The organism is Xanthomonas sp. Leaf148 (assembly GCF_001423585.1).
Taxonomy (GTDB): Bacteria; Pseudomonadota; Gammaproteobacteria; order Xanthomonadales; family Xanthomonadaceae; genus Xanthomonas.
On record NZ_LMOP01000001.1, the window covers coordinates 811,167 to 835,777 of the forward strand.

Here is a 24,611-nt window from a genome sequence, read left to right on the forward strand (position 1 = left end):
CACCGAGCACCAGCCGCGCCCGCCTGGCGACTGCACAGTCCTTTTGTTAGCAGCTCCTAGTGCACCTGCAACATCGTGCGCATGTACAGGTCGATCAACGCCGGCTTGTCCGCGCGCAGGCAGGCCTGCACGTTCGGCGTGCCCCGCCCTTCATGCGTATAGCCTTGCGCATCGACGTCCAGATGCAGCGGCGTGGTCGGGCACAGTTCGGGGCGCAGCAACCAGGCCACCGGCACGGCATCGAACAAGGTCGGCGTTGCGCTCGCCCAGGGCTGGTCGGTGTTGCGCCATTGGTAGTAGAGCTGGGTGAGCACGTCGGTCAGGCCGTCGCCGTGCGCAAACAGCGCGATACGCTCGGGTTCTTCCAGGGTGATCTGGGTGGCATCCAGCGGCAGCAGGACGATCGGCACGCCGGCCGCGAACACGCGCTGCGCGGCCGCCACATCGGACACGATGTTGTATTCGGCGGCCGGCGCGCTGGCCGGGCGATACGCGGACTTGCCGTAGCCCACCCGCACCGACCCGCCCATTGCCACGATGCGCTTGAGCTTGGCAAAGCCCGCCGGGTCGCGTTGCTGCGCCAGTGCGGCGTCGGTCATCGGGCCCAGCACCAGCAAGGTCACCTCACCCGGATGGCGCTGCGCCTGCTGCAGGATCATCGTCGCTGCATCGGGCAAGCCGCTCGGCAGTTGCCCTTTCGCGGCCCAGTTCGCCTGACTGAAGGCAATCGTGCTGGTGGTGCGCTTGCCCACCGCCAACGGGATGTCGCTGCGCCCGGCCTGCTGCAACAAACGCTGCAACAGCTGTGCACGCAGCATGGTATCCCCCCACGCCGATGCAATGCCCAGCACCTGCACCTGCGGGCGACGCAACAGCAGTGCCAGTGCGAACGCATCGTCGATGTCGTCGCCGATATCGGTGGAGACCACCACCATGTCGGCCGGCGCAGGCGCAGCTGTGCCCTGCACCGCCGCTGCGGGCGTCTGCGCCCACGCGGCGGCGCAGAGGCACCACATCGCCAGCATGCTCCAGGTGCGTTGCCATCTGTGTTGCATCTGTTTCTCCTGCTGCAAAAAAAAACCGCCGGCATGCTAGCCGGCGGTTCGCGTTCTACCGTACACCGATGCCGATCAGAAGTTGGCGCGGAACTGCGCGCCAACGATGCGCGGGTCGTTGATGAAGCCGGTGAGGTTGTTGAAATCGATCGCACCGGTCACGCGGATCTGGTTGGTGCAGTTGCGGCAGAACACCGACAACTCGTACGCACCTGCGCCCCAGTTGTAACCGATCTTGGCACCGCCTTCGACCAGCGGCTGGCCGGTGAATTCCTTGGAGTCGTACAGGAAGAAATTCACTTCGCTGCGGTAGGACCAGTCGGTGTAGAAAAAGAGCTCGCCGTCGTCGCCCATCGGGATGCCGTAACGCAGCGTGGCGTTGGCCATCCACTTGGACGCCTGCGGCAGGTCGTTACCGTCGATCAGCGCGCGGCCGGCCGCATTGAGCGGGTCGGTCACGGTGCAGGTGCGGCACACGCCCACCGACAGGTTGGGGTCGTCGATGCGGGTCCAGTTGTAGGCGCCACCGGCGGTGACACGCAGGTTCTGGGTGATCAACGCTTCGAAATCGAACTCCGCGCCACGTGCCTTGGTCTTGTCGGCGTTGAGCAGACGCACATCGTTGGAGGCGCCGCCCACCGCAGTGAGCTGCTGGTTCTTCACCCGGAAATCGTAGATGTCGAAGCTCAGACGCGCGCGGTTGTCGAACAGATCCGACTTGATGCCGATCTCGAACGAATCCACCGTCTCCGGCTCGGCCACGGTCAGCGGCGCGGTGCCCGAGGGCACGCCGAAGCTGGCGCCGCGGAAGCCACGTGCGGCACGTGCATACACGTTGACGTCGTCGTTGATGGAGAACGTCGCGGCCAGGTCGCCGGTGACCTTGGAGTTGTCGGTCTCGCCGCTGGACGGCTCGACCAGCGTGACGCGATCCAGCGCCAACACGTCGAAGGTCTTCTTGTCGTAGGTGTAGCGGATGCCGGCGCGCAGGTTCAAACGGTCGGTGGCTGCGTAGTTCAACGAGCCGAACGCCGCCCACGAGGTATTGCGCTGGCGGGTCAGCTGGTAGCTGGCCAGATCGCCGCCGCTGAAGGTGTTGTAGGTGTAGTTTTCGCCTTCCACATCGTCGTGGAAGTAGTACAGGCCGGCCTGCCAATTGAGCGGGCCTTCGTACTGCGATTCGGCGCGCAGTTCCTGGCTGTACTGGTCCAGGCTCTTGATGCCGCCGGCGGTTTCCACCGGGAACGGAATCACACCCGGGCCGGACGGCGGTGCAAACACCGCGCCGAAGCCGCCGTCGATGTCGCCACGGCTGTAGTACTTGCCGATGCCTTCATAGGCGGTGATCGAGTGCAGCGCGATGTCGCCCAGGTCCCAGGTCAGATTGGCGCTGCCGCCATAGGTCTGCAGTTCCTGGGTGTTGGAGCCGTCGATGAAGGCTTTTTCGGCGTCAAAGCCATCCACCAACTGGTTGGTGCCGGGCTGGATGATGTTGGCGCGGAACAGGCGCGCGGTGCCGTCCAGATGGCGCGCATGCGCGTTGAACAATGCGCTGAAATCGTCGCTGGCCTGGTACAGCAACTGCAGGCGCACCGCCGAGTCGGTATAGCCTTCCAGATCGCGGCCGTCGCGGTTTTCGACCCAGTCGTCGCGGCGCTGGCCCAAGGTGGACAGACGCGCCGCCCAATGCTCGCCCATCGCGATGCTCAGGCCGCTTTCCAGCGTCATGGTGCCGTAAGTGCCATATGACAGGCTGGCGTAGCCGTCATTGGAGCCGATGGTCGGCTTGACCGAGTTGAACTTGACCACGCCGGCCGGCGTATTGCGGCCGAACAAGGTGCCCTGCGGGCCACGCAATACTTCCAGGCCTTCCAGATCGAAGATCGGGAAGCCCTTCAGGAAGGCGTTTTCCTGCACCACGTCGTCATAGATCAGCGACACCGGCTGCGAGGCGTAGGTATTGAAGTCGGTGTTGCCGTAGCCGCGGATGTACACGCGCGGGAACACACGGCCGTTGGACGATTCGATATTCAGGCTCGGCGCCTTGCCGGCCAGCACGCGGATGTCCGAGCCGCTGGTGGAAATGGCGTCCAGAAATTCCGGGCGCAACACACTGGCGGACACCGGCACATCCTTGGAGTCTTCCGAGCGACGCTCGACCGTGACCTTGACCGCATCCAGACGCACGACACCGTCGGCGCTGGGCGCTTGCTGGGCGGCGGCGTAGAGCGGCAGAAGGGAAACGACGGCAACGGCAAGCGCGCTGATCTTGAGCGACCGGCTGGCTGACATGGGAAGACTCCGAATTCGGTTGGCGGAGCGGCCTGATTTCCATGCCGCGTTGCAACAGAATTAACACGATTTACACAAATTTGGCAGAGCCCGTGCGAAAAAGTTTTCATAATTAGAAATGGCGTTCTAATTAATGCAACACCCCCGTGCAATTTGTGCGCTGGAGCGTTACGGGTCTCAGCAGGCAGTGTTCAGCACATCGGCAGCACTAACAGCCTTGGCCGCACTGAGCCCGGCGGCGGCACGCGGCGCGGCGCGCACGCGCTCAAGCCCCATGAGCACCTACACGACGACTGTCCCCTGCAACGATTGACGAGCGCATAGACAAGCCGCAATGGACCGCCCGCAGATTTCTAAACCGGCGTAGACGCCCCCGCTCCGCCCGCCACCGGAGACATCCACCCACATGCATCCGTTTTCCGTTCACTCGACCTTGGCAACATCACCCGGCACGCGCACCCAACCTTCCATCAGCACGCGCGCACTGCGGCTCATCAGCGCCTTGGTCACCTGCCACTGCCCGTCCACCAGTGTCGCCTCCGCACCGACACGCAAGGTGCCGGACGGATGGCCGAAGCGCACTGCCGAGCGCGTCGCGCCGCCTGCGGCCAAATTGACCAGGGTGCCGGGAACCGCCGCTGCGGTCCCGATGGCGACGGCGGCGGTACCCATCATCGCGTGGTGCAACTTGCCCATCGACATCGCACGCACCAGCAGATCGATCTCGCCAGCAAGCACCGGCTTGCCGCTGGAGGCGGTGTAGTCGGCGGGCGGCGCAACGAAGGCGACCTTGGGGGTGTGCTGGCGCGTGGCGGCTTCGTCGATGCTGGCAATCAACCCCATCTGCACCGCGCCATGCGCGCGCAACGTTTCGAACATGGCCAGCGCCCGCGGATCGCCATTGATCGCGTCCTGCAATTCGGTGCCGGTGTAACCCAGGTCATGCGCGTTGACAAAAATGGTCGGGATGCCGGCATTGATCAGCGTGGCGGCGATCGTGCCCAGGCCAGGAATCTCCAGCTGATCGATCAGCTTGCCGGTGGGAAACATCGCACCGCCCTCGCCTTCGGCCGCATCGGCGGGGTCGAGAAATTCCAGCTGCACTTCGGCGGCGGGAAAGGTCACCCCATCCAGCTCGAAATCGCCGGTTTCCTGCACCTGGCCGTCGCTCATCGGCACGTGCGCCACGATGGTCTTGCCGATGTTGGCCTGCCAGATCCGCACCGTCGCCACACCATCGTGCGGCACCCGCGCCGCATCGACCAGGCCATTGGCGATCGCAAACGGCCCCACCGCCGCCGACAGGTTGCCGCAGTTGCCGCTCCAGTCCACAAACGCGCTGTCGATGGACACCTGCCCGAACAGATAGTCCACATCGTGCCCGGCACGCGTACTGGCAGAGACGATCACGCTCTTGCTGGTACTGGACGTGGCCCCACCCATGCCATCGATCTGCTTGGCATACGGATCGGGGCTGCCGATCACCCGAAGCAACAACGCATCGCGCGCCGGCCCCGGCTGTTGTGCGGCAACCGGCAGATCCTGCAGGCGGAAAAACACGCCCTTGCTGGTGCCACCGCGCAGGTAGGTGGCGGGGATGCGGAGTTGGGGAACAAATGACATGGAGGGTCCTTGAAAGCAACGAAGTAGCGAGACAGTCAGCGCAACGCGGGCCAGTATCGCCTTGCATGGCTAGCGCAGCCGAGAGCGTGGCTGACGCCCGATCCGTCTTTCGACGTTCAGAACGGCAGCGAACATTGCGCCTGCTCACCCAATCCGGCAGCAGGACGCAATGGCCATTGCACGATGGGGGTGTAGCGATACGGCGCTCCCCCAGCTTCGACAAGCAGCAAGGTGTCGCTGTGCCAGACGATCGCCGGAATACGCGCGTCCAGCTTTGTGGGCGCCTTGTAGCTGATCGTGATATGCGGGGTATGTCCGCCTCCAGGCGGTAGCCGCTCTGCCTGCAGCGCCATAGCAACCGCCTGCAGCAGCGCGGTGAACTCGGAAGGCACGCCATATGCCCGAAACGCGCAATGCATTGGACCTGCGCCGGAGGTGGTGATGCGATTCAAGCGCAACGTCACTGCGGCGGCATCGACGCGGCTCCCAGCGCGCAGCATGGCCGCGCGCGCATCCACGCCCTCATATCTGTCACTCAGCGATTGATGCCAATTACACACTTCGAAGAGTGTTCCCCCAAGTGCTGTGTCAAAGCCATGAGCAGCAACCGCGCCAGCCATCAGGTCAAGCACGTCCGGCGGCGGCTTCAACATAAAAATCAATCGTGGTGTCGAAGACATAGCGATGCCTACGCCACCTTGCTCGCTTCCAGAAAATCCTGCGCAAACCGTTGCAACACGCCGCCGGCTTCATAGATCGCCACTTCTTCCGCAGTATCCAGACGGCAGGTCACCGGCACCTGCAGCTGCTCGCCGTTGCGGCGATGGATCGATAACGTCAGCGTTGCGCCTGGCGTACGCTCGCCCATCACGTCGAATGTTTCGCTACCGTCGATACCGAGTGTCTTGCGATCGGTGCCCGGCTTAAATTCCAGCGGCAATACGCCCATGCCGATCAGGTTGGTGCGGTGGATCCGCTCGAAGCCTTCGGCCACGATCGCTTCCACGCCCGCCAGCCGTACGCCCTTGGCCGCCCAGTCGCGCGACGAACCCTGCCCGTAATCGGCGCCGGCAATGATGACCAACGGCTGCTTGCGCGTCATATAGGTTTCGATCGCCTCCCACATGCGCACGACCTGCCCGTCCGGCTCCAACCGTGCCAGCGAACCGGCGGTGACCTGCCCATCCACCACGGCCATTTCGTTGACCAACTTCGGGTTGGCGAAGGTGGCGCGCTGCGCGGTGAGATGGTCGCCGCGATGCGTGGCGTAAGAATTGAAGTCTTCTTCCGGCACGCCCATTTGCGCCAGGTATTCGCCGGCCGCACTGCTGGCCATGATGGCGTTGGAGGGAGACAGGTGATCGGTGGTGATGTTGTCGCCCAGCACCGCCAGCGCGCGCATGCCATGCAGCGTGCGTACACCGGCCAACGCGCCCTCCCAATACGGCGGACGGCGAATATAGGTACTGGTCGGGCGCCAGTCGTACAGCGGGCTCACGCGCGCGCCCTGCCCCACACTGCGCTTGAACATCGGGTCGTAGACGCTGCGGAAATGTTCCGGCTTGACGCTGCGCGCCACTACGGCGTCGATCTCCGCATCGCTCGGCCACAGATCCTTCAGCGTGATCGGTGTGCCATCCGCATCGATGCCAAGCACATCCTTTTCGATATCGAAGCGCACCGTTCCTGCGATGGCATAGGCGATCACCAGCGGCGGCGAGGCGAGAAACGCCTGCTTGGCATACGGATGGATGCGCCCATCGAAATTGCGATTGCCCGACAACACCGCCGTCGCATACAGGTCGCGGTCGATGATCTCCTGCTGGATCACCGGATCCAACGCGCCGCTCATGCCATTGCAGGTGGTGCAGGCAAACGCCACGATGCCGAAGCCCAGCTGCTCCAGCTCGCTCAGCAAGCCGGCCTCTTCCAGATACAGCTGCACCGCCTTGGAGCCGGGCGCCAGCGAACTTTTCACCCACGGTTTGCGGGTCAGGCCACGCGCATTGGCGTTGCGTGCCAGCAGGCCAGCCGCGATGACGTTGCGTGGATTGGAGGTATTGGTGCACGAGGTGATTGCCGCGATGATCACCGCGCCATCGGGCATCTGCCCTGGCACGTCTTCCCACGCAGCGGCGATGCCGCGGTTTGCCAGCTCGGTGGTCGCCACCCGCTTGTGCGGGTTGGATGGGCCGGCCATGTTGCGCACCACGCTCGACAAGTCGAACTGCAGCACGCGCTCGTACTGCGCGGTGACCAGAGCGTCGGCCCACAAGCCGGTATGCCGTGCGTAGGTTTCCACCAGCGCAATCTGCGCGTCCTCGCGGCCGGTCAGCCGCAGGTAGTCGATAGTCTGCTGGTCGATGTAAAACATCGCCGCGGTCGCACCGAATTCTGGCGTCATATTGGAGATGGTGGCGCGGTCGCCGATGGTCAGCGCGCTGGCGCCGGCACCATAAAACTCCAGATACGCACCGACCACGCGCTGCTGGCGCAGGAATTCGGTCAAGGCCAGCACGATGTCGGTGGCGGTGATGCCCGGCGCCGGACGGCCCAACAATTCAACGCCGATGATGTCGGGCAGCCGCATCCACGACGCGCGCCCCAGCATCACGGTCTCCGCTTCCAGCCCGCCGACACCCACGGCGATCACACCCAACGCATCCACGTGCGGGGTGTGGCTGTCGGTGCCCACGCAGGTATCCGGAAACGCCACGCCATCCAGTGTGTAGATCACCGGCGACATCTTCTCCAGATTGATCTGATGCATGATCCCGTTGCCCGGCGGAATCACTTCCATGTTCTCGAACGCCCGCTTGGTCCATTCGATGAAGTGAAAGCGATCGGCATTGCGGCGATCTTCCACGCTGCGATTCTTGGCAAAGGCCTGCTTGTCGAAACCGGCGTATTCCACTGCCAGCGAGTGATCGACGATCAACTGCACCGGCACCACCGGATTGACCTGCGCCGGGTCGCCACCCTGCTCGGCGATGGCATCGCGCAAGCCGGCCAGATCCACCAGCGCGGTCTGCCCCAGGATGTCGTGGCAGACCACACGCGCCGGAAACCAGGGGAAATCCAGGTCGCGCTTGCGCTCGATCAGCTGGCGCAGGTAGGCCTCCAGCATCTGCGGCTCGGCGCGCCGCACCAGGTTTTCGGCATGCACGCGCGCGGTGTATGGCAGCGTTGCATACGCGCCCGGCTGCAACGCATCCACTGCGGCGCGTGCATCGAAGTACTCCAACGAGGTGCCCGGCAAGGGCTTGCGGTACTGGCTGTTCATGGCTGGCGATATCACAAGGCGGGCGAGGTTTCTTGCGGTTGCGGTACTGCTATTGCTGTGCGGTTGCAGTGCTGCGATTGCGCTGCTGTGGCGGTGTTGCTGTTGCGGTGCTGCTATCCGACACTGCTGCTACCGCGGCGCGGCTGCGGCGCCCTTCTCCCGCAAGCGGGAGAAGGTGCCCGAAGGGCGGATGAGGGCCAGCGCCGTCCACACAGTCAGGCGCGCTGATCCAACGGCACGAAGACCTGATCTTCCGGCCCGGTGTAGTTAGCCGACGGGCGAATGATCTTGCCGTCCACGCGCTGCTCGATGATGTGCGCGCTCCAACCGGCCGTGCGGGCCAGCACGAACAGCGGCGTAAACATCGCCGTCGGCACGCCCATCATGTGGTAGCTCACCGCACTGAACCAATCCAGGTTGGGGAACATCTTCTTGATGTCCCACATCACCGTTTCCAGGCGCTCGGCAATGTCGTACATCTTGCGACTACCCTGAGCATCGGACAGCTCGCGCGCTACGTCCTTGATCACCTTGTTACGCGGGTCGGACACCGTGTACACCGGGTGGCCGAAGCCGATCACCACTTCCTTGCGCTCCACGCGCGCCTTGATATCGGCTTCCGCTTCATCCGGGGTGTCGTAGCGCTTCTGTATTTCGAAGGCCACTTCGTTGGCGCCGCCGTGCTTGGGTCCGCGCAGCGCGCCGATGCCACCGGCGATGGCGCTATACATATCGCTGCCGGTGCCGGCGATCACCCGGCATGCAAACGTGGACGCGTTGAACTCGTGCTCGGCATACAGGATCAGGCTGGTGTGCATTGCACGCACCCATGAATCCTTCGGCGCAAACCCGTGCAGCAGATGCAGGAAATGCCCGCCGATCGAATCGTCATCGGTTTCCACTTCGATGCGCTTGCCGTTGTGGCTGTAGTGATACCAATACAGCAGCATCGAGCCCAACGACGCCATCAGCTTGTCGGCGATGTCGCGCGCGCCCGGATGGTTATGGTCGTCCTTTTCTGGCTGCAGGCAGCCCAGCACCGAGACTCCGGTGCGCATCACATCCATCGGGTGTGCCGACGGCGGCAGTTGCTCCAGCGCCGCTTTCACGGCGGCCGGCACGCCACGCAGCGATCGCAACTTGGCCTTGTAACCGCGCAATTCGCCGCTATTGGGCAACTTGCCGTGCACCAGCAGGTACGCAATTTCCTCGAACTCGCTGGTGGTTGCCAGATCCAGAATGTCGTAACCGCGATAGTGCAGATCGTTGCCGCTGCGCCCCACGGTGCACAGCGCGGTGTTGCCTGCAGCAGTACCAGACAGGGCAACGGATTTTTTCGGCTTGAAACCGGGAATGGTGGTGTCGTTCATGCGATGAGCTCCCAAGCTGTGGCGTGTTGCGGTGTCACGGAGGAGTGACCAGGTGGACGCAGCAAGCGGCGATCATGCGCCTTTGCGTGCAAACAGTGCATCCAGGCGTTGTTCGTAATCGTGGTAGCCGATGCGTTCGTACAGTTCTTCGCGCGTCTGCATGGTTTCCAGTACCGCTTGTTGATGGCCATCGCGGCGGATCGCGGTGTAGACATCCTCGGCGGCCTTGTTGGCCGCACGAAATGCCGACAGCGGAAACAACTGGATCGCCACGCCGGCAGCGGCCAGTTGGTCGCGCGTAAACAGCGGCGTCTTGCCGAACTCGGTGATGTTGGCCAGCACCGGCACGCCCACCGCATCGACAAAGCGCTTGTAGGTGTCCAGGTCGTAGGCGGCCTCGGCAAAGATGCCATCGGCGCCCGCTTCCACGCAGGCTATGGCGCGCTCGATCGCCGCGTCCACGCCTTCCATCTGGATGGCATCGGTCCGCGCGATCAAAAAGAACGCCGGGTCGGTCTTGGCATCGGCCGCCGCCTTGACCCGGTCAACCATCTCGCCCTGACTGACGATCTCCTTGCCCGGCCGATGCCCGCAGCGCTTGGCGCCGACCTGGTCTTCGATATGGCAACCGGCCGCGCCCGCCTTGATCAGCGATTTGATGGTGCGCTCGATGTTGAACGCGCTCGGCCCGAAGCCGGTGTCCACGTCCACCAGCAGCGGCAACCCGCACACATCGGTAATGCGGCGCACATCGATCAGCACATCTTCCAGCGTATTGATGCCCAGATCCGGCAGCCCCAACGAACCCGCCGCCACGCCGCCGCCCGACAGATAGATGGCCTGATACCCGGCACGCTGGGCCAGCAGCGCATGGTTGGCATTGATCGCACCGATGACCTGCAGCGGCGACTCGGCGGCCAGCGCCGCGCGAAAGCGGGTGCCGGCGGAAGAAATGGGCGAGGACGTCATGGCGATTCCTGGGATGGGATAACGGATAGTTCGCAAACCCTGTGCCAATCGCAAGCACTTGATTCCATTGAGCACTGTCAGCGAATCGTTGCGGATATGCAACACGTAGTGCAACATGAAACATCCATGGAACACGCCAATGTCGATGCGTAACCCCTCCCCGGCCGACCCGGCAGACACATCGCCACCGGTGATCTGGACCGTCAGCGTGTCGCGACTGACCGGCCTGCTTGCCGACGTCATCCCCGAATTCGACCAGCGCGCGCGGATCGAGCAGATCAACCTTGGCTTTGCCGACGCCGTGGACGTCATCGGCCAGCGCCTGCGCCGCGAGCGCTGCGACGTCCTGGTCGCTGGCGGCTCCAACGCCGCCTACCTGCGCAGCCGGCTTGCGCTGCCGCTGGCGCCGATCCAGGCCACCGGCTTCGACCTGATGGAAGCGTTGGCGCGTGCGCGCCGCATCGCGCCACGCATCGGCGTGGTGACCCATGCCAGCGACGTTCCCTCATTCCACGCCTTCCAGCGCAGCTTCGACCTGGACATCGAACATCGCCGCTTCGTCACCGCCGAGGACGCGCGCGACTGCATTGCCGACCTGCGTGCCGGCGGTATCCAGGTCATCGTCGGCACCGGCATGGCGATCGATTTCGCCGAGCAGGCCGGCCTGCCCGGCGTGCTGCTGTATTCGGCAGATTCGGTCCGTCACGCGCTGGAAAACGCCATCGCATTAGGCACTGCTTCCAGCCAGGAACGCCCAGCCGCCCGCAGCAACGCACGACGGACACGCCGCAGCGATGCACTGCTCGGCGACGACACGGCAATGGTGCACGTCCGCGAGCTGGTGCAGTTGTATGCGCCGCACGCGGGCACCGTGTTGATCAGCGGCCAGACCGGGACCGGCAAGGAGTTGGTCGCCCGACAACTGCATGCCGGCAGTCGCCGGCGCGGCCGCTTTGTCGCGATCAATTGCGGCGCCATCACCGAATCGCTACTGGAAGCGGAATTGTTCGGCTACAGCGATGGCGCCTTCACCGGCGCACGCCGCGGCGGCCACACCGGCCTGATCGAAGCCGCGCAGGATGGCACGCTGTTTCTCGACGAAATCGGCGAATTGCCGATGCCGCTACAGACGCGCCTGCTCCGCGTATTGGAAGAGCGCGAAGTACTGCGCGTCGGCGCCACCGTGCCAATTGCCGTGGATGTGCGCGTGATCGCAGCCAGCCTGCAGGATCTGCATTCCCTGGTCGAACAAGGGCGCTTTCGCCGCGACCTGTTCTATCGCTTGAACGCACTACGCATCGCACTGCCGCCGTTACGCCACCGCCCCGACGACATTGCGATGCTGCTGACGCATTATTTTCAGCAATTGGGCAGCATCGCATCGCCATTGTCGCCCGCAGCACTGCACCGGCTGCAACAGCATGCATGGCCGGGCAATGTGCGCGAACTACGCAACCTGGTTGAACGCTTATGCATTCACTGGAAGGCACAAGCGCACGACCACCTGAGCCTGGAACAACTCCGACGCTGGGCGCCGGAACTGTTCGACGCACACGTCAGCGCCCCTGCACCACAGGCGCACACCGAGCTTGCAGCATCGCGCCTGCAACTCACCGCCGCAGCGGTGCGCACGGCACTGGAACGCGCCAACGGCAACCGTACCCTCGCCGCCCAGGCACTCGGCGTTTCGCGCACCACCTTGTGGCGCTGGATGCAGGCACAGGCGATGGCGCCACAGCGTTGAACACTGCACGTTGGCTCGGCTTTCAGCACAGGTAGGACAGGGGCAATGCCGCATATCAGGTGATGCACCGCTGCATGCAGCATGCATGACACGCGGCTGAGCACGACAATCAGCACGCACGCGCCGATACGGCGATCACTTGATACGCGTGTACTCGGTATCGCCCGTGCTCAGTCGACCCGTCGCCTCGTCGATCGCGTAATTGACCGTGCCGCTGCCGCTTGACACCTGCAGCACACCCTTGGTCAGCAGCGCCGGATAATTTCGGGTCCTCACGCCGCTCCCGAACAGCTCCGGCGTGGTATCGCGAATGATGAAGCTCTCGCCATTGTGCTCGATGCTCAGCACATTCTTCTGCGACTTCACATTGACCCACTTGCCCACGTACTGCTCGCCAACATCGCGCGCGCACCCGGCCAACAACAACATCGCAACAAGAGCATTTCCAAGCAGCGCCTTCATCGACACTCGTTCCTCAACACATGGCCTTGCAGAATGGCAAGTCCTCGCCTAACCCGCAACAAGCAAGCACAACCAGAAACAAATGTGTGCACTGGATAGCAATTACGCGCCAGATCTCCTGCACTCATGGATCGCGTCTACGGCGCTTGGCCGAGGTCCAGATGATCTCGCCCAACCGTGGACGATCCAGGGCAAACAAAGCAATCGGAGCAAGCTCTGCACCTGCAGAGCACGAATCGCTTCGACTAGAAGACTGAGCAGGACGAGGAAGAACTGCGGGCGCGAGTTCAGCGCTCAGCACCTTGATTCAGTCACGCCGCCTCGCACCGTGAACCTGTCGCCGGCAGAGGCACGCGATGAAGTGAGGAAACCCTCGTCCGTATGCGCTATCGCCCCTTCCACGCAACGCGGCGCAACTTTGTGCTTCGGCGCCATCTCAGAAGCAAGATAATCGCTCCAATCAACCCAGTCGCCACACCAGCCATGACAGCCCACGCTACTTGCGGCGTGATTCCAACGGCCACCGCAAGTAGATCCACGCTGTTCCTGGCAAATACCGGCGGAGCGATAGCCAGCTCGGTATCGGCGACCTGACGGCCAGCAAGGAAATCGGCGATTTTTGCAGCGACCGTTGGACTTCCCAGCCATAGCTCATCGTCATGACTGGCACCGTGGATGAGCAGACGTCGGGCGTGACTAAAGCCAGGCGACAGTGCGTTGGTGTTTGCCAGCGGCGTCCGGCCATCAAGGGTGCCAGCGATAAAAAGAGCCGGGACGCTGCTCTGCAGAGGCGCGCGAAAGCTATCGCCCAGATCCATAAACCCCGGATTGTCGACAACAGCAAACGGAAAATTCAGTGCATCACCAAACAAGCTCTCACTGGCCTGTTCCGCGGCCACGCTTCGCCGCTGGATGCTCGCTCCAGATGCAGCCTCCATCGCCAGCGGCATGGCCTTGAACTCGCCTAGCTCCTCGCGAATGGCCAGCACAAAGCTTGCAAGCAGGTCGTAATTGCCCTGCTCCGCACTGCGCAGTGCCAGTGGTAATAACTGTTGGGTAGAGCGACGTCCGAGTGCGGCTGCGATTGCAAGCTGCGCATCGTAACCACCGATCATCACCTGTCTGCCACGATGCATGAAGCTACGTCCCAGCGCAGGCCTCTGTCGTAGCGCGCTCACAACGCGCGCGGCACTGCCAGACAGATCGGCGAAGCCGGCCTGCTTAGCGTATCCACTCAGATCCGCAAGCACGGCATCCGCCGCCAGCGGTAATTTCAGCGTGTCGTCAGGCCCCTCCGCTCCCATCAATACCACCCGGCTGATACGTTCGCCATGCTGCCGGACACCAGCAAGTGCCAAGTGGGTGCCATAGCTCATACCCCACAGACTGACTTGCCGCACGCCCAATGCACGCCGCAGGTCTTCGAGATCGGCCGCACTCTCTTGTGATGTGTATGCACCCAGGTCAACCCCGTTTGCCTGCCAATATGCGATGCAGCGAGCAGCCGTGGTACGTAGCGCCACGAGCGCGGTGTCGCGCTGCAGAGGCTTTGCGTCGTCAAACCGGTATTTGTACGGACACGTCGGCGGAACCTCTGAAAGACCGGTGCCGCGCTGATCGAGCAGCAGAACGTCGGCATGCTTCCGCACCTGATCAAACACTGGCCAACGGGCACCACGTGCCGCCGCGACACCGGACCCGCCTGGCCCACCTGCCAGGTAGATCACCGGCGCGGCATCCACCTTGCCCGTGGTCGCCCGCAGGCGCACCACACGCAGCCGTAGGAGCGGCCCGGCCGGGTCCGCGTGCCGGCGCGGCACCTCCAGGAACGCGACTTCGGCAGCGAAGGTGCCGTGGTGCTCGGTCTCAAATTCGTAGGGCACAAACGTCATCGGACCAGGCGCCGCATGACAGCACAGGGGCACTGCGCCGCAGAGCGCCAGGCCAATGAAAAGCCATCGACGGAGGCCGAACGCGCGCTGGAGGGTGGCTGACATGACCAACTCCGGTTTAGACATCTTCAAGGGAGCCGTCAGCATGTGCGCAAGCGCAGCATGCAGACCTTGCCAGTCCTTCGAACGTCTCCAGCCAGGTGCCCAGCGTCTCCGGGGCACCACTATGATGGCGCAATGCCGATCATCAGGACCCTGACTGCGCTCACCGCACTGCTGCTCACGGTCGCGGCGTGGCTTGCGGCATCAACACCCGCCACCACGCGCACACAGGTTCTGGCCGCAGAGATGGCACAGGTGCCACCTGGAGAATCCAGCAAGGCTCTACCGACGGTGCCTGGCTCCTTGGACTGGCAACCACTCAATTCCCATGTACTCGCAGGATGGCGGAGTCCTTACTGGCTGCGCTGGCAACTTACGCAACCAGCGGACGGTGCCAGCCATGTGCTGCGGATCTCATTGCGAGCAGCCAGTCAACCGTACTGGAACGGTCACCCGTTACCCGCAAATGGCATCGTGGGTCGGACGGGTGAGCAGGAACACCCCGGCCTGATCGACAGTGTCCACGTGCTGCCACCTTCGGCAGGCAGCGGCGTGGATGAACTGCTCGTGCTGGCTTCCAGCCACCACCAGTGGCCAGGCATGTACGCGACCGATGCGTCGGTGGAGATCACATCGCTCGCCGATCATGGCAGGCATCTGGTCTGGCCATGGTTGATTGCAGCGTTGGCCATGGGTGCTCTCGCGGCTGCCTGCCTCTACTTCCTGGCTCTGCGTGGGAAAGCCAGAGCACCTGCTGGATCGTTTCTGCTTGCCCTGTGCACGATTGGCCTGGCAACGCCTGCCATCGAAGCATGGCGTCCGTTGCTGGGCTATGCATACCCGTGGCATGGCCCGCGCCTGCTCATCCTGCTCGCACTGCACCTCGCGGCGGCCATCCTGCTACCTGCCTACCTAGCGCGCCAGTTTAGGGTGGCGATCCCAATGAGCTACCGCTTGGGTTATCTGGTCATGCTGGCGGCCGCTACCTGCCTGCCCAGCTTCGACAGCCGCAGTGCCGCCGTGCTCCTGCTCAGCCTACTGGGCTCTGTCTGGTTGTTGCGACATGCCCGCGACGAACGCCACGAACGCTGGCCGATCATGGCGCTCCTTCTGGCCGGCGCGCTCTCGATGCCATTGCTGGGCAATGCGTTTCTGGATGGTCCGTACTTTCTGATGTTGACAGTGCTGATGGGCTATCTGCTGGTTCGCCACGCCACTCGCCTGCGCGAACTGGACATGCACAACGCAGCGCTGCGCGAAGAGGGTGCGCGGCTTTCGCTGCAGTTGCTGCAGCGAGGTATCCAGCCGCATTGGCTGATGAACACCCTGACCTGCCTACAGGAACTGATCGACCAATCACCAGCGCGTGCGAGTCGGTTAGTGGAATCGCTTGCCGAACAGTTCGACCGGTTGCGCGAAAGCAGCGGCCATCAATGCGTGCCATTGGAACAAGAGCTGGCGCTATGCCGCAACCATCTGGACATCATCTCTCTGGCACTCGATCACCCGATGACACTGGACATTGACGCTGCCAATCTTTACCTATCGATCCCACCGGGTGTCTTGCATGCACAGGTGGAAAATGCACTGACGCACGCTGGTGCCATGGCCTGCGCAAAACGGCCATTTCGACTCCGCGTCCAGAATGAAAATGGATGGTGGATCCTGGAACTACGCAGCGCGCGCGGACATGCCCCGCACCGTGGACACGGCACTGGTGCGCAGTACATCGAAGCGAGTCTCGCCGCTGCATTTCCGGGTAACTGGACGTTCGCTCAAGGCGTTGAAGGTGACGACTGGCGCAGCCGGATCGAGCTTCGATGCGCATCCTGATCGTTGAAGACGAACAATTGATTCGTCAACGGCTCCTAAGGCTATGCGGTGAGCTGGCTGGTACCCGGGCACGGTTCGATACGTCAGCCGATCTGGAATCCGCCGGTGACCGGCTGCAGCGAAATGTTTACGACGGCTTGCTGCTTGATCTCAACCTAGGTGGCGAGGACGGCTTTGACTTGCTGCGCAGAGCGGTAGCGGGACGCTATCAATGCGTGGTTGTATCGGCGCATCGCGACCGTGCGGTACAGGCGTTTGAACATGGCGTTCTGGATTTCGTGCCAAAGCCATTCACCCGTGAGCGACTTGGCCAAGCGCTGGACCGTTTACTGGATGCAGGTCGCCACCGCTGCGGACGCACACGTTACCTTGGCATCTGGCGCGCACAGGGCACCGCACTGGTCGAGCTTGCGCATGTGATGTGGATACGCGCAGATGGCGAGTATAGCGAGCTACGCTTAGTAGATGGCCGCAGCGAGCTACATGACAAATCGCTGGCGGCTCTAACAGCGATGCTCCCCGACGATTTTGTTCGCTGTCATCGCTCGTATCTAGTCAATATGCGAAATATCCGCACGCTGCATTCCTGCTCCGGTAGTCGGTATTGGCTCGTGCTGGCGAACGGCGCGGAATTACCTGTGGGGCGATCCTATCTCGCAGAGTTGCGCCGGCAACTTGGCATCGGATGAAGGCCGATATGGCGATTGAATGCGTGGCTATCTATCGCCAAGACGCTGTACAACAGTCTCCGCGTCACAAGATCAATCGACAAACGACTACAGAGTCCAATCCAGCGGATGGCCGCTAATGCTTGCTCCCCTTGCTGCTCCTGCTTGCCAGGAAGAACACTTGGCTGAGTCTGCTGCGCAAGATCAGTTGCATGACATGCAAATCTGCATGAGGCCCCGAGTGGAGATGAACGCACCAGCAAAGCAACTTAAAGGGATATCGGCGAGTTGAACTGCCCGGCCAAGGCTGCCGTTCGCAGACAATAAAAAACCCCTGACAGAATCAGGGGTTTGAATTGGTGGGCGGTACAAGGTTCGAACTTGTGACCCTTGCCGTGTGAAGGCAATGCTCTACCGCTGAGCTAACCGCCCGGTGACGCGAGCCGCACATTATAGGGCAGCTGCAGCAATCGTCAACAGCCGCGTTCGACCCGGTGGATGCCTACTGAAAACCACTTCAGTTTGTAGACGCCGGCCTCCTCCCGCCAGCCGGCGGCGCTGCCCCTCTCTGCCCGGCACCACGCACGTTAACGGCCTTGCCGTAGCGCCAAGCCGATCACTTGCCTGGCTCCTGATGGCTCATTCCCACCTGGCAGGAGTCTCACCTACACCGCAGTCAGCGCACTGCGATCAGTGGCAACCCTGCCGCTGCAGTTGTGCGGCGGCCGGCGGCCGGCGGCCGGCCGCATGTCCAACAACAACCGCATCACATCGTATGCGTCGGCTTGTCCGAGGTGGTCAGGCCGGCCAGCAGGGTTTCGATCTTGTTGCGCACCGCCTCGCCTTCCGGGCCGTCTGGGAACTGCACGCCGATGCCCGCGGCGCGATTGCCCTGCGCGCCCGCAGGCGTGGTCCAGATCACCTTGCCGGCCACCGGCAGGCGCTCGCTGGAATCGGGCAGGGTCAGCAGCAGGAAAACTTCGTCACCCAGCATGTAGCGCTTGGGCGTGGGCACGAAAATGCCGCCGCCTTTGACGAACGGCATGTACGCGCTGTAGAGCGCCGGCTTGTCTTTCAACGCCAGCGACAAAATGCCTTGGCGTGCATTCATTGCACTCATCGAGTTCCCCTAGAACGTGTCTGGTGCGCTCCATCGCGCCAGGCCAGCAGCAATTCCGTCACTGCCAGGTCGGCGCGGACGGTGGTGCGCAGCAGATCGCGTGTGCGATTGGCGGCGTCGAACCAGGTCGCCAGCTTGTGCAACCGCGATGGATCGGTCAAGCCGGCCGAGGCCTGCGCCAACGCCAGGTCTGCGGCATGCCGCAGACGCTGATCGGCCTGGCCGTCGTTGGTCCAGCGCTGCGCAACCTCTACCGCACCGGCGCGGCCGCTGGCGATCTGCTCCAGGTCCTGCGCCACCGCGCGACGCACCGTCAGGCCATCCTCGCGCAACCACTGTGCGGCCAGCCCGGGGTGGCCGCGTGCGGCCTCCAGGGCATCCTGCGCGACACGCTCGCTGATGCCTTGTGCCAGCAACCAGTCCAGTGCTTCGTGCGCGGGCGGCAGCTTGAATTCCAGACGCTGGCAACGGCTGCGGATGGTGGCCGGCAAACGCGCCGGCTGCGCGCTGATCAGCCACAGGTAGCGACCCGGCGAGGGCTCTTCCAGGGTCTTGAGCAAGGCATTGCAGGCGGCGCGATTGATCGCATCGGCCGGGTCGACGATCACCACCTGGGCGATGCCGTACTGCGGCGTCAGCGACAGCTTTTGCGACACCTCGCGCACCTGCTCGATGACGATTTCCGTGCGCAGCTTGTCGCCGGTGCGATTGGGAATGAACGAGATCAGCTGCAGATCCGGATGGGTGCCGGCGGCGATCAATTGCCGCGTGCGCTGCGCCAACGCCGGGTCCGGCGAGCTGGCCAGCACGTGCTCGGCCAGCGCCAACGCCACGCCGCGCTTGCCCAACCCTTCCGGGCCGCAGATCAGCAGCCCGTGTCCGAGCCGACCGGCATCCAGCGCTGCCACGGTCTGGTCGAAGGCGCGCTGCTGCCAGGGCGAAAACACGGCGGTCATGGCGTGGGCTCCGGTTGCGGCATGTTCGGCAGACGGCGGCGCTGCAGGTAACGCGCCACCGCCGCGTTATGGTCGGCCAGGGTGGCCGAAAACGCATGCGCGCCGGTACCGTCGCCAACGGCCACGAAATACAGCGCATCACCGGGTGCCGGGCGCACCGCTGCCAGCAGTGCCTCGCGGCCGGGCATGGCGATCGGCGTGGGGGTCAGGCCGGTGCGGGTATAGGTGTTGTACGGGGTGTCGGTGGTCAGGTCGCGACGGCGGATGTTGCCGTCGTAGCTGCTGCCGATGCCGTAGATCACGGTGGGGTCGGTCTGCAGCTTCATGCCCAGTTGCAGGCGACGCAGGAACACCCCGGCGATCAACGGCCGCTCGCTGCCCAGTGCGGTTTCCTTTTCGATGATGGACGCTAGGATCAGCGCCTGCTCTGGCGAGGTCAGCGGCAAGTTGGCGGCGCGCTGCTCCCAGGCCTGCGCCAGCGCCTTGTCCATCGCCGCATGGGCGCGTTTGAGCACATCCAGATCGCTGTCGCCGCGTTGATACAGATAGGTCTCCGGCAGGAAGCGGCCTTCCGGATGCTGATTGGCAACCCCTACCCGCGCCATCAGCGCGGCGTCATCCAGGTTGCCGATGGTCTGCTGCAATGGCGTGGCGGTGGCCAACGCGGCGCGCAACTGGCGGAAATTCCAGCCTTCCACGATCGTGAAACGGTACTGGATCACCCGCCCCTGGCGCATGCGACCGAGCAATTCGCGCGGCGACAGGGCCGGCGCCAACGCGTACTCGCCCACCTTGAGTTTGCCGGCCGCATCGACTTGGCGCGCCAGCAGCTGCCATTCCAGATCGGTGCCTTGCGCGATGCCGGCCTCGCGCAATTTGCGCAAGGTGGCCCTGAGCGAATCGCCCGGCGCAATCACCACGCTGGGCGCCGTGGCGCTCACCGGCGTCTGCGCGAAGTGCAGGTAATGCCGCCATGCCACCAGCGCGGCAATCGCCAGCAGCGCTACGAGCAGCACTGCCGTGCCCAGCACGGCCAGACATCCGCGTTTGCCAGTCACCGCCACACCCACCTCGTCATTGCCCTAGCGCCGCGCAGGATACCGCGCGCCGGTGATGTCCCGTTGAAGCGCTCACGTCGGCTCGATCGCACGCAGCACGCCCCGTGCCTTGGCGCGGGTTTCATCCAACTCGCGTTGCGGGTCCGAGTCCACCACGATGCCGGCGCCGGTGCGGAAGCGCACCTGCGCACCCGCCACCTCCGCGGTGCGGATCAGGATGTTCAGATCCATGTCGCCGTCGCGGTTGAGCCAGCCCAACGCGCCGGTGTAGGCGCCGCGCGCGGTCTGTTCGAGCTCGGCGATGATCTGCATGCAGCGCACCTTCGGGCAGCCGGTAATCGTGCCACCCGGAAACACCGCCGCGATCACCTCGCCCGGCGTGACCCCGGCGCGCAGACGGCCACGCACGTTGCTGACGATGTGATGCACGTGGGCATAGCTTTCCACCGCCATCAGCTCGTCCACCTCGACCGTGCCGGGCACGCAGATCCGGCCCAGGTCGTTGCGCTCCAGGTCGATCAGCATGACGTGCTCGGCGCGTTCTTTCGGGTGGCCGACCAGCTCGCGGATGCGCGCCGCATCGTCGTCGCCGACAAAGCGCGCGCGCGTCCCGGCGATCGGGCGCGTCTGCACCGCATCGCCGTGCACCGATACCAGCCGCTCGGGCGAAGAACTCACCACCGCGCGCCCGGCCGCCACAAACACGCCGGCGAACGGCGCTGGGTTGGCCGAACGCAACCGGGCGTGTAGCGCCGCCGGATCCACCGCCGCGGCAAAGCTTGCATTCCAGGCGCGCGAGATATTGGCCTGGAACACATCGCCGGCACGCAGGTAATCGAGCACCCGCTGCACCGCATCGGTAAAGCGCTCGGGCACGTCTTCGTCCACCGCAACCGGCCCGACCCAGGCCGGCAACGGCGGCAGCGCAGCGCAGGCGGCTATGTCGTCGTCGATGCGATTTAGCAAATCCTCGCGCCCCGGTTCGGCCAGCGCGATGCAGCGCCCGTCCACGCGATCGCGCAACACCGCTGCCGGCGCACGCAAGGCGAGCGCGCTCGGCAGGCGGTCGGTCCGCGCAGGCAGCTGCAGGATCGGCTCGACCTGCGCGGCCAATTCGTAGTCCAGCAATAGCGCCCAGCCGCCACGAAACGGCAATGCGCTGGTCGCATCGCGCGGCAGCCGTTCGGCGTGCCAGGCGGCATCCAGCGCGTCCAAAAAATTACATTCGAGCGCTTGACCATCGCCATTGCGCGTCACGCCATCCGGATCCAGCCGCAGGCTGGCGCCATCTGCCAGCAACAGCACATCCCAGCGCCCATGCTCGGTACCGGAAGCGGTGGATTCCAGCAACGCCGGGTAACGCTGCGGCGCCAACCGATGCAGCGCCAGCAAATCGATGTCCGCGTGCAGTGATCGGGTGAGCGTCATCGGTCCGGGGTGGCGTGAGATGCAAAAGCGCGCCGCCTTCCAAAAGGCAGCGCGCGCGGTGCGTGGATCAGGATTAGGTCAAGCCAACACTGTCCAGTTGGACGCACGAACGCAGTGCGCGCGGCGGCCAAGGACTGTTGCGTGACGCGCCATGCGAGCGCGCAGACGCGCCGACTCAGACGCGCTTGAACACCAGTGTGCCGTTGGTGCCGCCAAAGCCGAAGCCGTTGGACATCACCGCATCCACCTGGACTTCGCGCGCCACGTTCGGCACGTAATCCAGGTCGCAGCCTTCGCTGGGTTCTTCCAGGTTGATGGTCGGCGGGATGATGCCGGTGTGCAGCGCCATCACCGAGAAGATCGCTTCCACACCGCCGGCCGCGCCGAGCAGGTGGCCGGTCATCGACTTGGTCGAGCTGACCATGGTCTTGTAGGCGTGGTCGCCCAACGCGCGCTTCATCGCCAGCGTTTCGGCCAGATCGCCCAGCGGCGTGGAGGTACCGTGCGCGTTGAGGTAACCGATCTGCTCGGGATTGAGCTTGGCATCGCGCATGGCAGCCACCATGCTGCGCGCCGCGCCTTCGCCGTCTTCGCTGGGGGCGGTCATGTGGAACGCGTCGGAGCTGGCGCCGAAGCCGACCAACTCGGCATAGATGCGCGCGCCACGCGCCTTGGCGTGTTCGTACTCTTCCAGCACCAACACGCCGGCGCCGTCGCCCAGCACGAAGCCGTCGCGCTGCTTGTCCCAGGGACGCGATGCAGCGGTAGGGTCGTCGTTACGGGTGGACATCGCCTTCATCGCGCAGAACCCGCCCACCGAGCTCGGCGAGGACCCGCGCTCGGCGCCGCCGGCCAGCATCACGTCGGCATCGCCGTACTGGATCATGCGCATCGCCGTGCCGATCGAGTGATTGGACGTGGCGCACGCCGATACGGCCGAGAACGTCGGGCCCTTCAGGCCTTTGATCAGGCTGACCTGGCCCGGCAGCATGTTGATGATGGTGCTGGGCACATAGAACGGCGAGATCTTGCGCGCGCCGCCCTCATGAAATTTGATGGTCTGCTCTTCGATACCGAGCAGCCCGCCGATGCCGGAGCCGAGAATGGCGCCAACGCGTTCGGCATTGCTTTCGTCGATGACCAGGCCGGAATCGTCCAACGCCATGAACGAGGCGCCGACACCGTAGTGGATGAACGAATCCATCTTTTTGACGTCCTTGGCGGACACAAAAAGCGTGGGGTCGAAATTCTTGATTTCGCCGGCAATCTTGGTGGTGAACTGCGACGCATCGATCTGCGTGATCGGGCCAATGCCTGAGCGCCCGTGGATGATCCCATCCCAGCTGCTGGCCAGATCATTGCCCAGCGGCGACACCATGCCCATGCCGGTAACGACAACACGACGACTCATTGCAGATCTCCTCACCACGGAACGGACGGTGCTTGCGGTTTGCGGGTGACGCTTGAAAAACACAGGGCCGCATCAGCGGCCCCATGGAATGTCTGACGCAGCAGCGGCGTAATGCACGCCACCGCAGTCAGGAACAACGCATCAGCTCTTGACGTGAGCCTTGACGTAGTCGATCGCCTGCTGGACCGACGTGATCTTCTCGGCCTCTTCGTCCGGGATCTCGCACTCGAACTCTTCTTCCAGCGCCATCACCAGCTCGACGGTGTCCAGCGAGTCGGCACCCAGGTCATCGACGAACGATGCGCTGGTGGTGACTTCCTCTTCCTTGACGCCGAGTTGTTCGACGACGATTTTCTTGACGCGTTCTTCGATGGTGCTCATTGGGGATATCGCTCCAGCTGGAGTAGTGGTGGTACGAAAAAAACGCCATCGCCGCTGCGATGGCCGCGTTGGATAGTGTAGTGGAAGCGCCCGAGCCTTGCATTGCATCACAAGTCCCGGCCGATCAGCCACTTAGCGCCTCCCGGCGGCGCACGCTCACGGCATGTACATGCCACCGTTGACGTGCAGGGTCTCGCCGGTGATATAGCGGGCGGTCGGGCCGGCCAGGAACGCCACCGCGTTGGCGATGTCCTCCGGCGCACCCAGGTGACCGAGCGCGATCTGCTGCAGCAAGGCGGCCTTGGCCTCCTCCGGCAACGCCTTGGTCATGTCGGTATCGATGAAACCGGGCGCCACCACATTCACGGTAATCCCGCGCGAACCGATTTCCTTGGCCAGCGACTTGGAGAACGCGATGATGCCGGCCTTGGCCGCGGCGTAGTTGGTCTGCCCCGGATTGCCGGTTACACCGACCACCGAGGCGATATTGATGATGCGGCCCTTGCGCGCCTTCATCATGCCGCGCATCACCGCCTTGGAGGTGCGGAACACGCTGGTCAAATTGGTGTCGATGATGGCTTGCCAGTCGTCGTCCTTCATCCGCATCAACAGGTTGTCGCGGGTGATGCCGGCGTTGTTGACCAGAATCGAGATGGCGCCGAATTCCTTGCCGATCGCCTCGATCAGGCCATCGACCGCCGCCCCATCGGTGACGTTGAGTTCGCGACCGTGGCCGCCATGGGCCGCCAGCCGCTCGCCGATGGCCGTGGCGCCGGAGGCCGAGGTGGCGGTACCGATCACGGTGGCGCCCTGGGCGGCCAAGGTGTCGGCAATGGCCGCGCCGATGCCGCGACTGGCGCCGGTGACGAGGGCGATTTCGCCCTGCAGAGGCTTGCTCATGACTACTGTTCCTCGAAGGGGGACGCTGCGATCAGTGCCGCGAGCGTCGAGGGATGCCGGTACC

19 protein-coding genes and 1 tRNA gene are annotated in these 24,611 nt (G+C 63.9%); 3 read left to right on the forward strand and 17 right to left on the reverse strand.

What is annotated here, in order from left to right; genetic code table 11:
• Nucleotides 1–56: 56 nt before the first annotated feature.
• The 7 genes from ASF90_RS03295 to prpB all read right to left on the reverse strand — a co-directional run bounded on the left by ASF90_RS03295 (nt 57) and on the right by prpB (nt 10,592).
• On the reverse strand, nt 57–1,055 hold the full coding sequence (locus ASF90_RS03295; protein WP_055846307.1) for a nucleoside hydrolase: 999 nt from the start codon (nt 1,053–1,055) through the stop codon (nt 57–59).
• A gap of 75 nt (nt 1,056–1,130) precedes the next feature.
• On the reverse strand, nt 1,131–3,347 hold the full coding sequence (locus ASF90_RS03300) for a TonB-dependent receptor (RefSeq protein ID WP_055845792.1): 2,217 nt from the start codon (nt 3,345–3,347) through the stop codon (nt 1,131–1,133).
• Nucleotides 3,348–3,770: 423 nt separating this feature from the next.
• Nucleotides 3,771–4,970: a 2-methylaconitate cis-trans isomerase PrpF gene (prpF, locus tag ASF90_RS03305; protein WP_055845795.1), complete on the reverse strand. Its 1,200-nt coding sequence runs from the start codon at nt 4,968–4,970 to the stop codon at nt 3,771–3,773.
• Between the two features lie 116 nt (nt 4,971–5,086).
• Nucleotides 5,087–5,650, reverse strand: a complete 564-nt coding sequence (locus ASF90_RS03310) for a hypothetical protein (RefSeq protein WP_055845798.1) — start codon at nt 5,648–5,650, stop codon at nt 5,087–5,089.
• Between the two features lie 8 nt (nt 5,651–5,658).
• Nucleotides 5,659–8,253, reverse strand: coding sequence for a Fe/S-dependent 2-methylisocitrate dehydratase AcnD (gene acnD / locus ASF90_RS03315; RefSeq protein ID WP_055845801.1), 2,595 nt, complete (start codon nt 8,251–8,253; stop codon nt 5,659–5,661).
• Between the two features lie 215 nt (nt 8,254–8,468).
• Nucleotides 8,469–9,623: a 2-methylcitrate synthase gene (gene prpC / locus ASF90_RS03320; RefSeq protein WP_055845804.1), complete on the reverse strand. Its 1,155-nt coding sequence runs from the start codon at nt 9,621–9,623 to the stop codon at nt 8,469–8,471.
• 72 nt (nt 9,624–9,695) lie between these two features.
• Entirely contained in the window at nt 9,696–10,592 is an 897-nt protein-coding gene (gene prpB / locus ASF90_RS03325; RefSeq protein ID WP_055846320.1) for a methylisocitrate lyase, read from the reverse strand.
• A gap of 145 nt (nt 10,593–10,737) precedes the next feature.
• Between prpB and prpR the strand changes: the two genes are divergently transcribed.
• The gene (prpR, locus tag ASF90_RS03330; protein ID WP_055846323.1) at nt 10,738–12,336 is read left to right on the forward strand and encodes a propionate catabolism operon regulatory protein PrpR; all 1,599 of its coding nucleotides are present in this window, start codon (nt 10,738–10,740) and stop codon (nt 12,334–12,336) included.
• 135 nt (nt 12,337–12,471) lie between these two features.
• Here prpR and ASF90_RS03335 read toward each other — a convergent pair whose 3' ends face one another.
• Together ASF90_RS03335 and ASF90_RS21295 are read right to left on the reverse strand one after the other, a co-directional pair.
• Nucleotides 12,472–12,798: a hypothetical protein gene (locus ASF90_RS03335; protein ID WP_055845806.1), complete on the reverse strand. Its 327-nt coding sequence runs from the start codon at nt 12,796–12,798 to the stop codon at nt 12,472–12,474.
• A 386-nt stretch (nt 12,799–13,184) separates the two neighbouring features.
• Nucleotides 13,185–14,795 carry an alpha/beta fold hydrolase gene (locus tag ASF90_RS21295; protein ID WP_193552995.1) on the reverse strand — a complete coding sequence of 537 codons (1,611 nt, stop codon included), beginning with the start codon at nt 14,793–14,795 and terminating at the stop codon, nt 13,185–13,187.
• Nucleotides 14,796–14,927: 132 nt separating this feature from the next.
• Between ASF90_RS21295 and ASF90_RS03345 the strand changes: the two genes are divergently transcribed.
• Complete coding sequence (locus tag ASF90_RS03345; RefSeq protein WP_055845809.1) at nt 14,928–16,625, forward strand: sensor histidine kinase; 1,698 nt, start codon at nt 14,928–14,930, stop codon at nt 16,623–16,625.
• Nucleotides 16,613–17,314 (forward strand): LytTR family DNA-binding domain-containing protein, encoded by a 702-nt coding sequence (locus tag ASF90_RS03350; RefSeq protein WP_055845811.1) that lies wholly within the window; start codon nt 16,613–16,615, stop codon nt 17,312–17,314. Before ASF90_RS03345 ends, ASF90_RS03350 begins: the two co-directional genes overlap by 13 nt.
• 336 nt (nt 17,315–17,650) lie before the next feature.
• Here ASF90_RS03350 and ASF90_RS03355 read toward each other — a convergent pair.
• The 8 genes from ASF90_RS03355 to fabG form a co-directional block, all read right to left on the reverse strand.
• Nucleotides 17,651–17,725: transfer RNA gene (locus tag ASF90_RS03355), tRNA-Val, on the reverse strand.
• 334 nt (nt 17,726–18,059) lie between these two features.
• On the reverse strand, nt 18,060–18,413 hold the full coding sequence (locus ASF90_RS03360; protein WP_003483889.1) for a PilZ domain-containing protein: 354 nt from the start codon (nt 18,411–18,413) through the stop codon (nt 18,060–18,062).
• Complete coding sequence (locus ASF90_RS03365) at nt 18,410–19,369, reverse strand: DNA polymerase III subunit delta' (RefSeq protein WP_055845815.1); 960 nt, start codon at nt 19,367–19,369, stop codon at nt 18,410–18,412. Before ASF90_RS03365 ends, ASF90_RS03360 begins: the two co-directional genes overlap by 4 nt.
• Complete coding sequence (mltG, locus tag ASF90_RS03370; RefSeq protein WP_055845818.1) at nt 19,366–20,439, reverse strand: endolytic transglycosylase MltG; 1,074 nt, start codon at nt 20,437–20,439, stop codon at nt 19,366–19,368. The genes ASF90_RS03365 and mltG overlap by 4 nt, the downstream gene beginning before the upstream one ends.
• Nucleotides 20,440–20,499: 60 nt before the next feature.
• A complete protein-coding gene (locus ASF90_RS03375) occupies nt 20,500–21,855 on the reverse strand; it encodes an aminodeoxychorismate synthase component I (protein WP_055845821.1) in 1,356 nt (451 codons plus the stop codon).
• A gap of 175 nt (nt 21,856–22,030) precedes the next feature.
• Nucleotides 22,031–23,266, reverse strand: coding sequence for a beta-ketoacyl-ACP synthase II (gene fabF / locus ASF90_RS03380; protein ID WP_055845825.1), 1,236 nt, complete (start codon nt 23,264–23,266; stop codon nt 22,031–22,033).
• 141 nt (nt 23,267–23,407) lie between these two features.
• Entirely contained in the window at nt 23,408–23,647 is a 240-nt protein-coding gene (gene acpP / locus ASF90_RS03385) for an acyl carrier protein (RefSeq protein ID WP_002814322.1), read from the reverse strand.
• A gap of 156 nt (nt 23,648–23,803) precedes the next feature.
• Nucleotides 23,804–24,547, reverse strand: coding sequence for a 3-oxoacyl-ACP reductase FabG (gene fabG / locus ASF90_RS03390; RefSeq protein ID WP_055845828.1), 744 nt, complete (start codon nt 24,545–24,547; stop codon nt 23,804–23,806).
• Between the last annotated feature and the right edge of the window lie 64 nt (nt 24,548–24,611).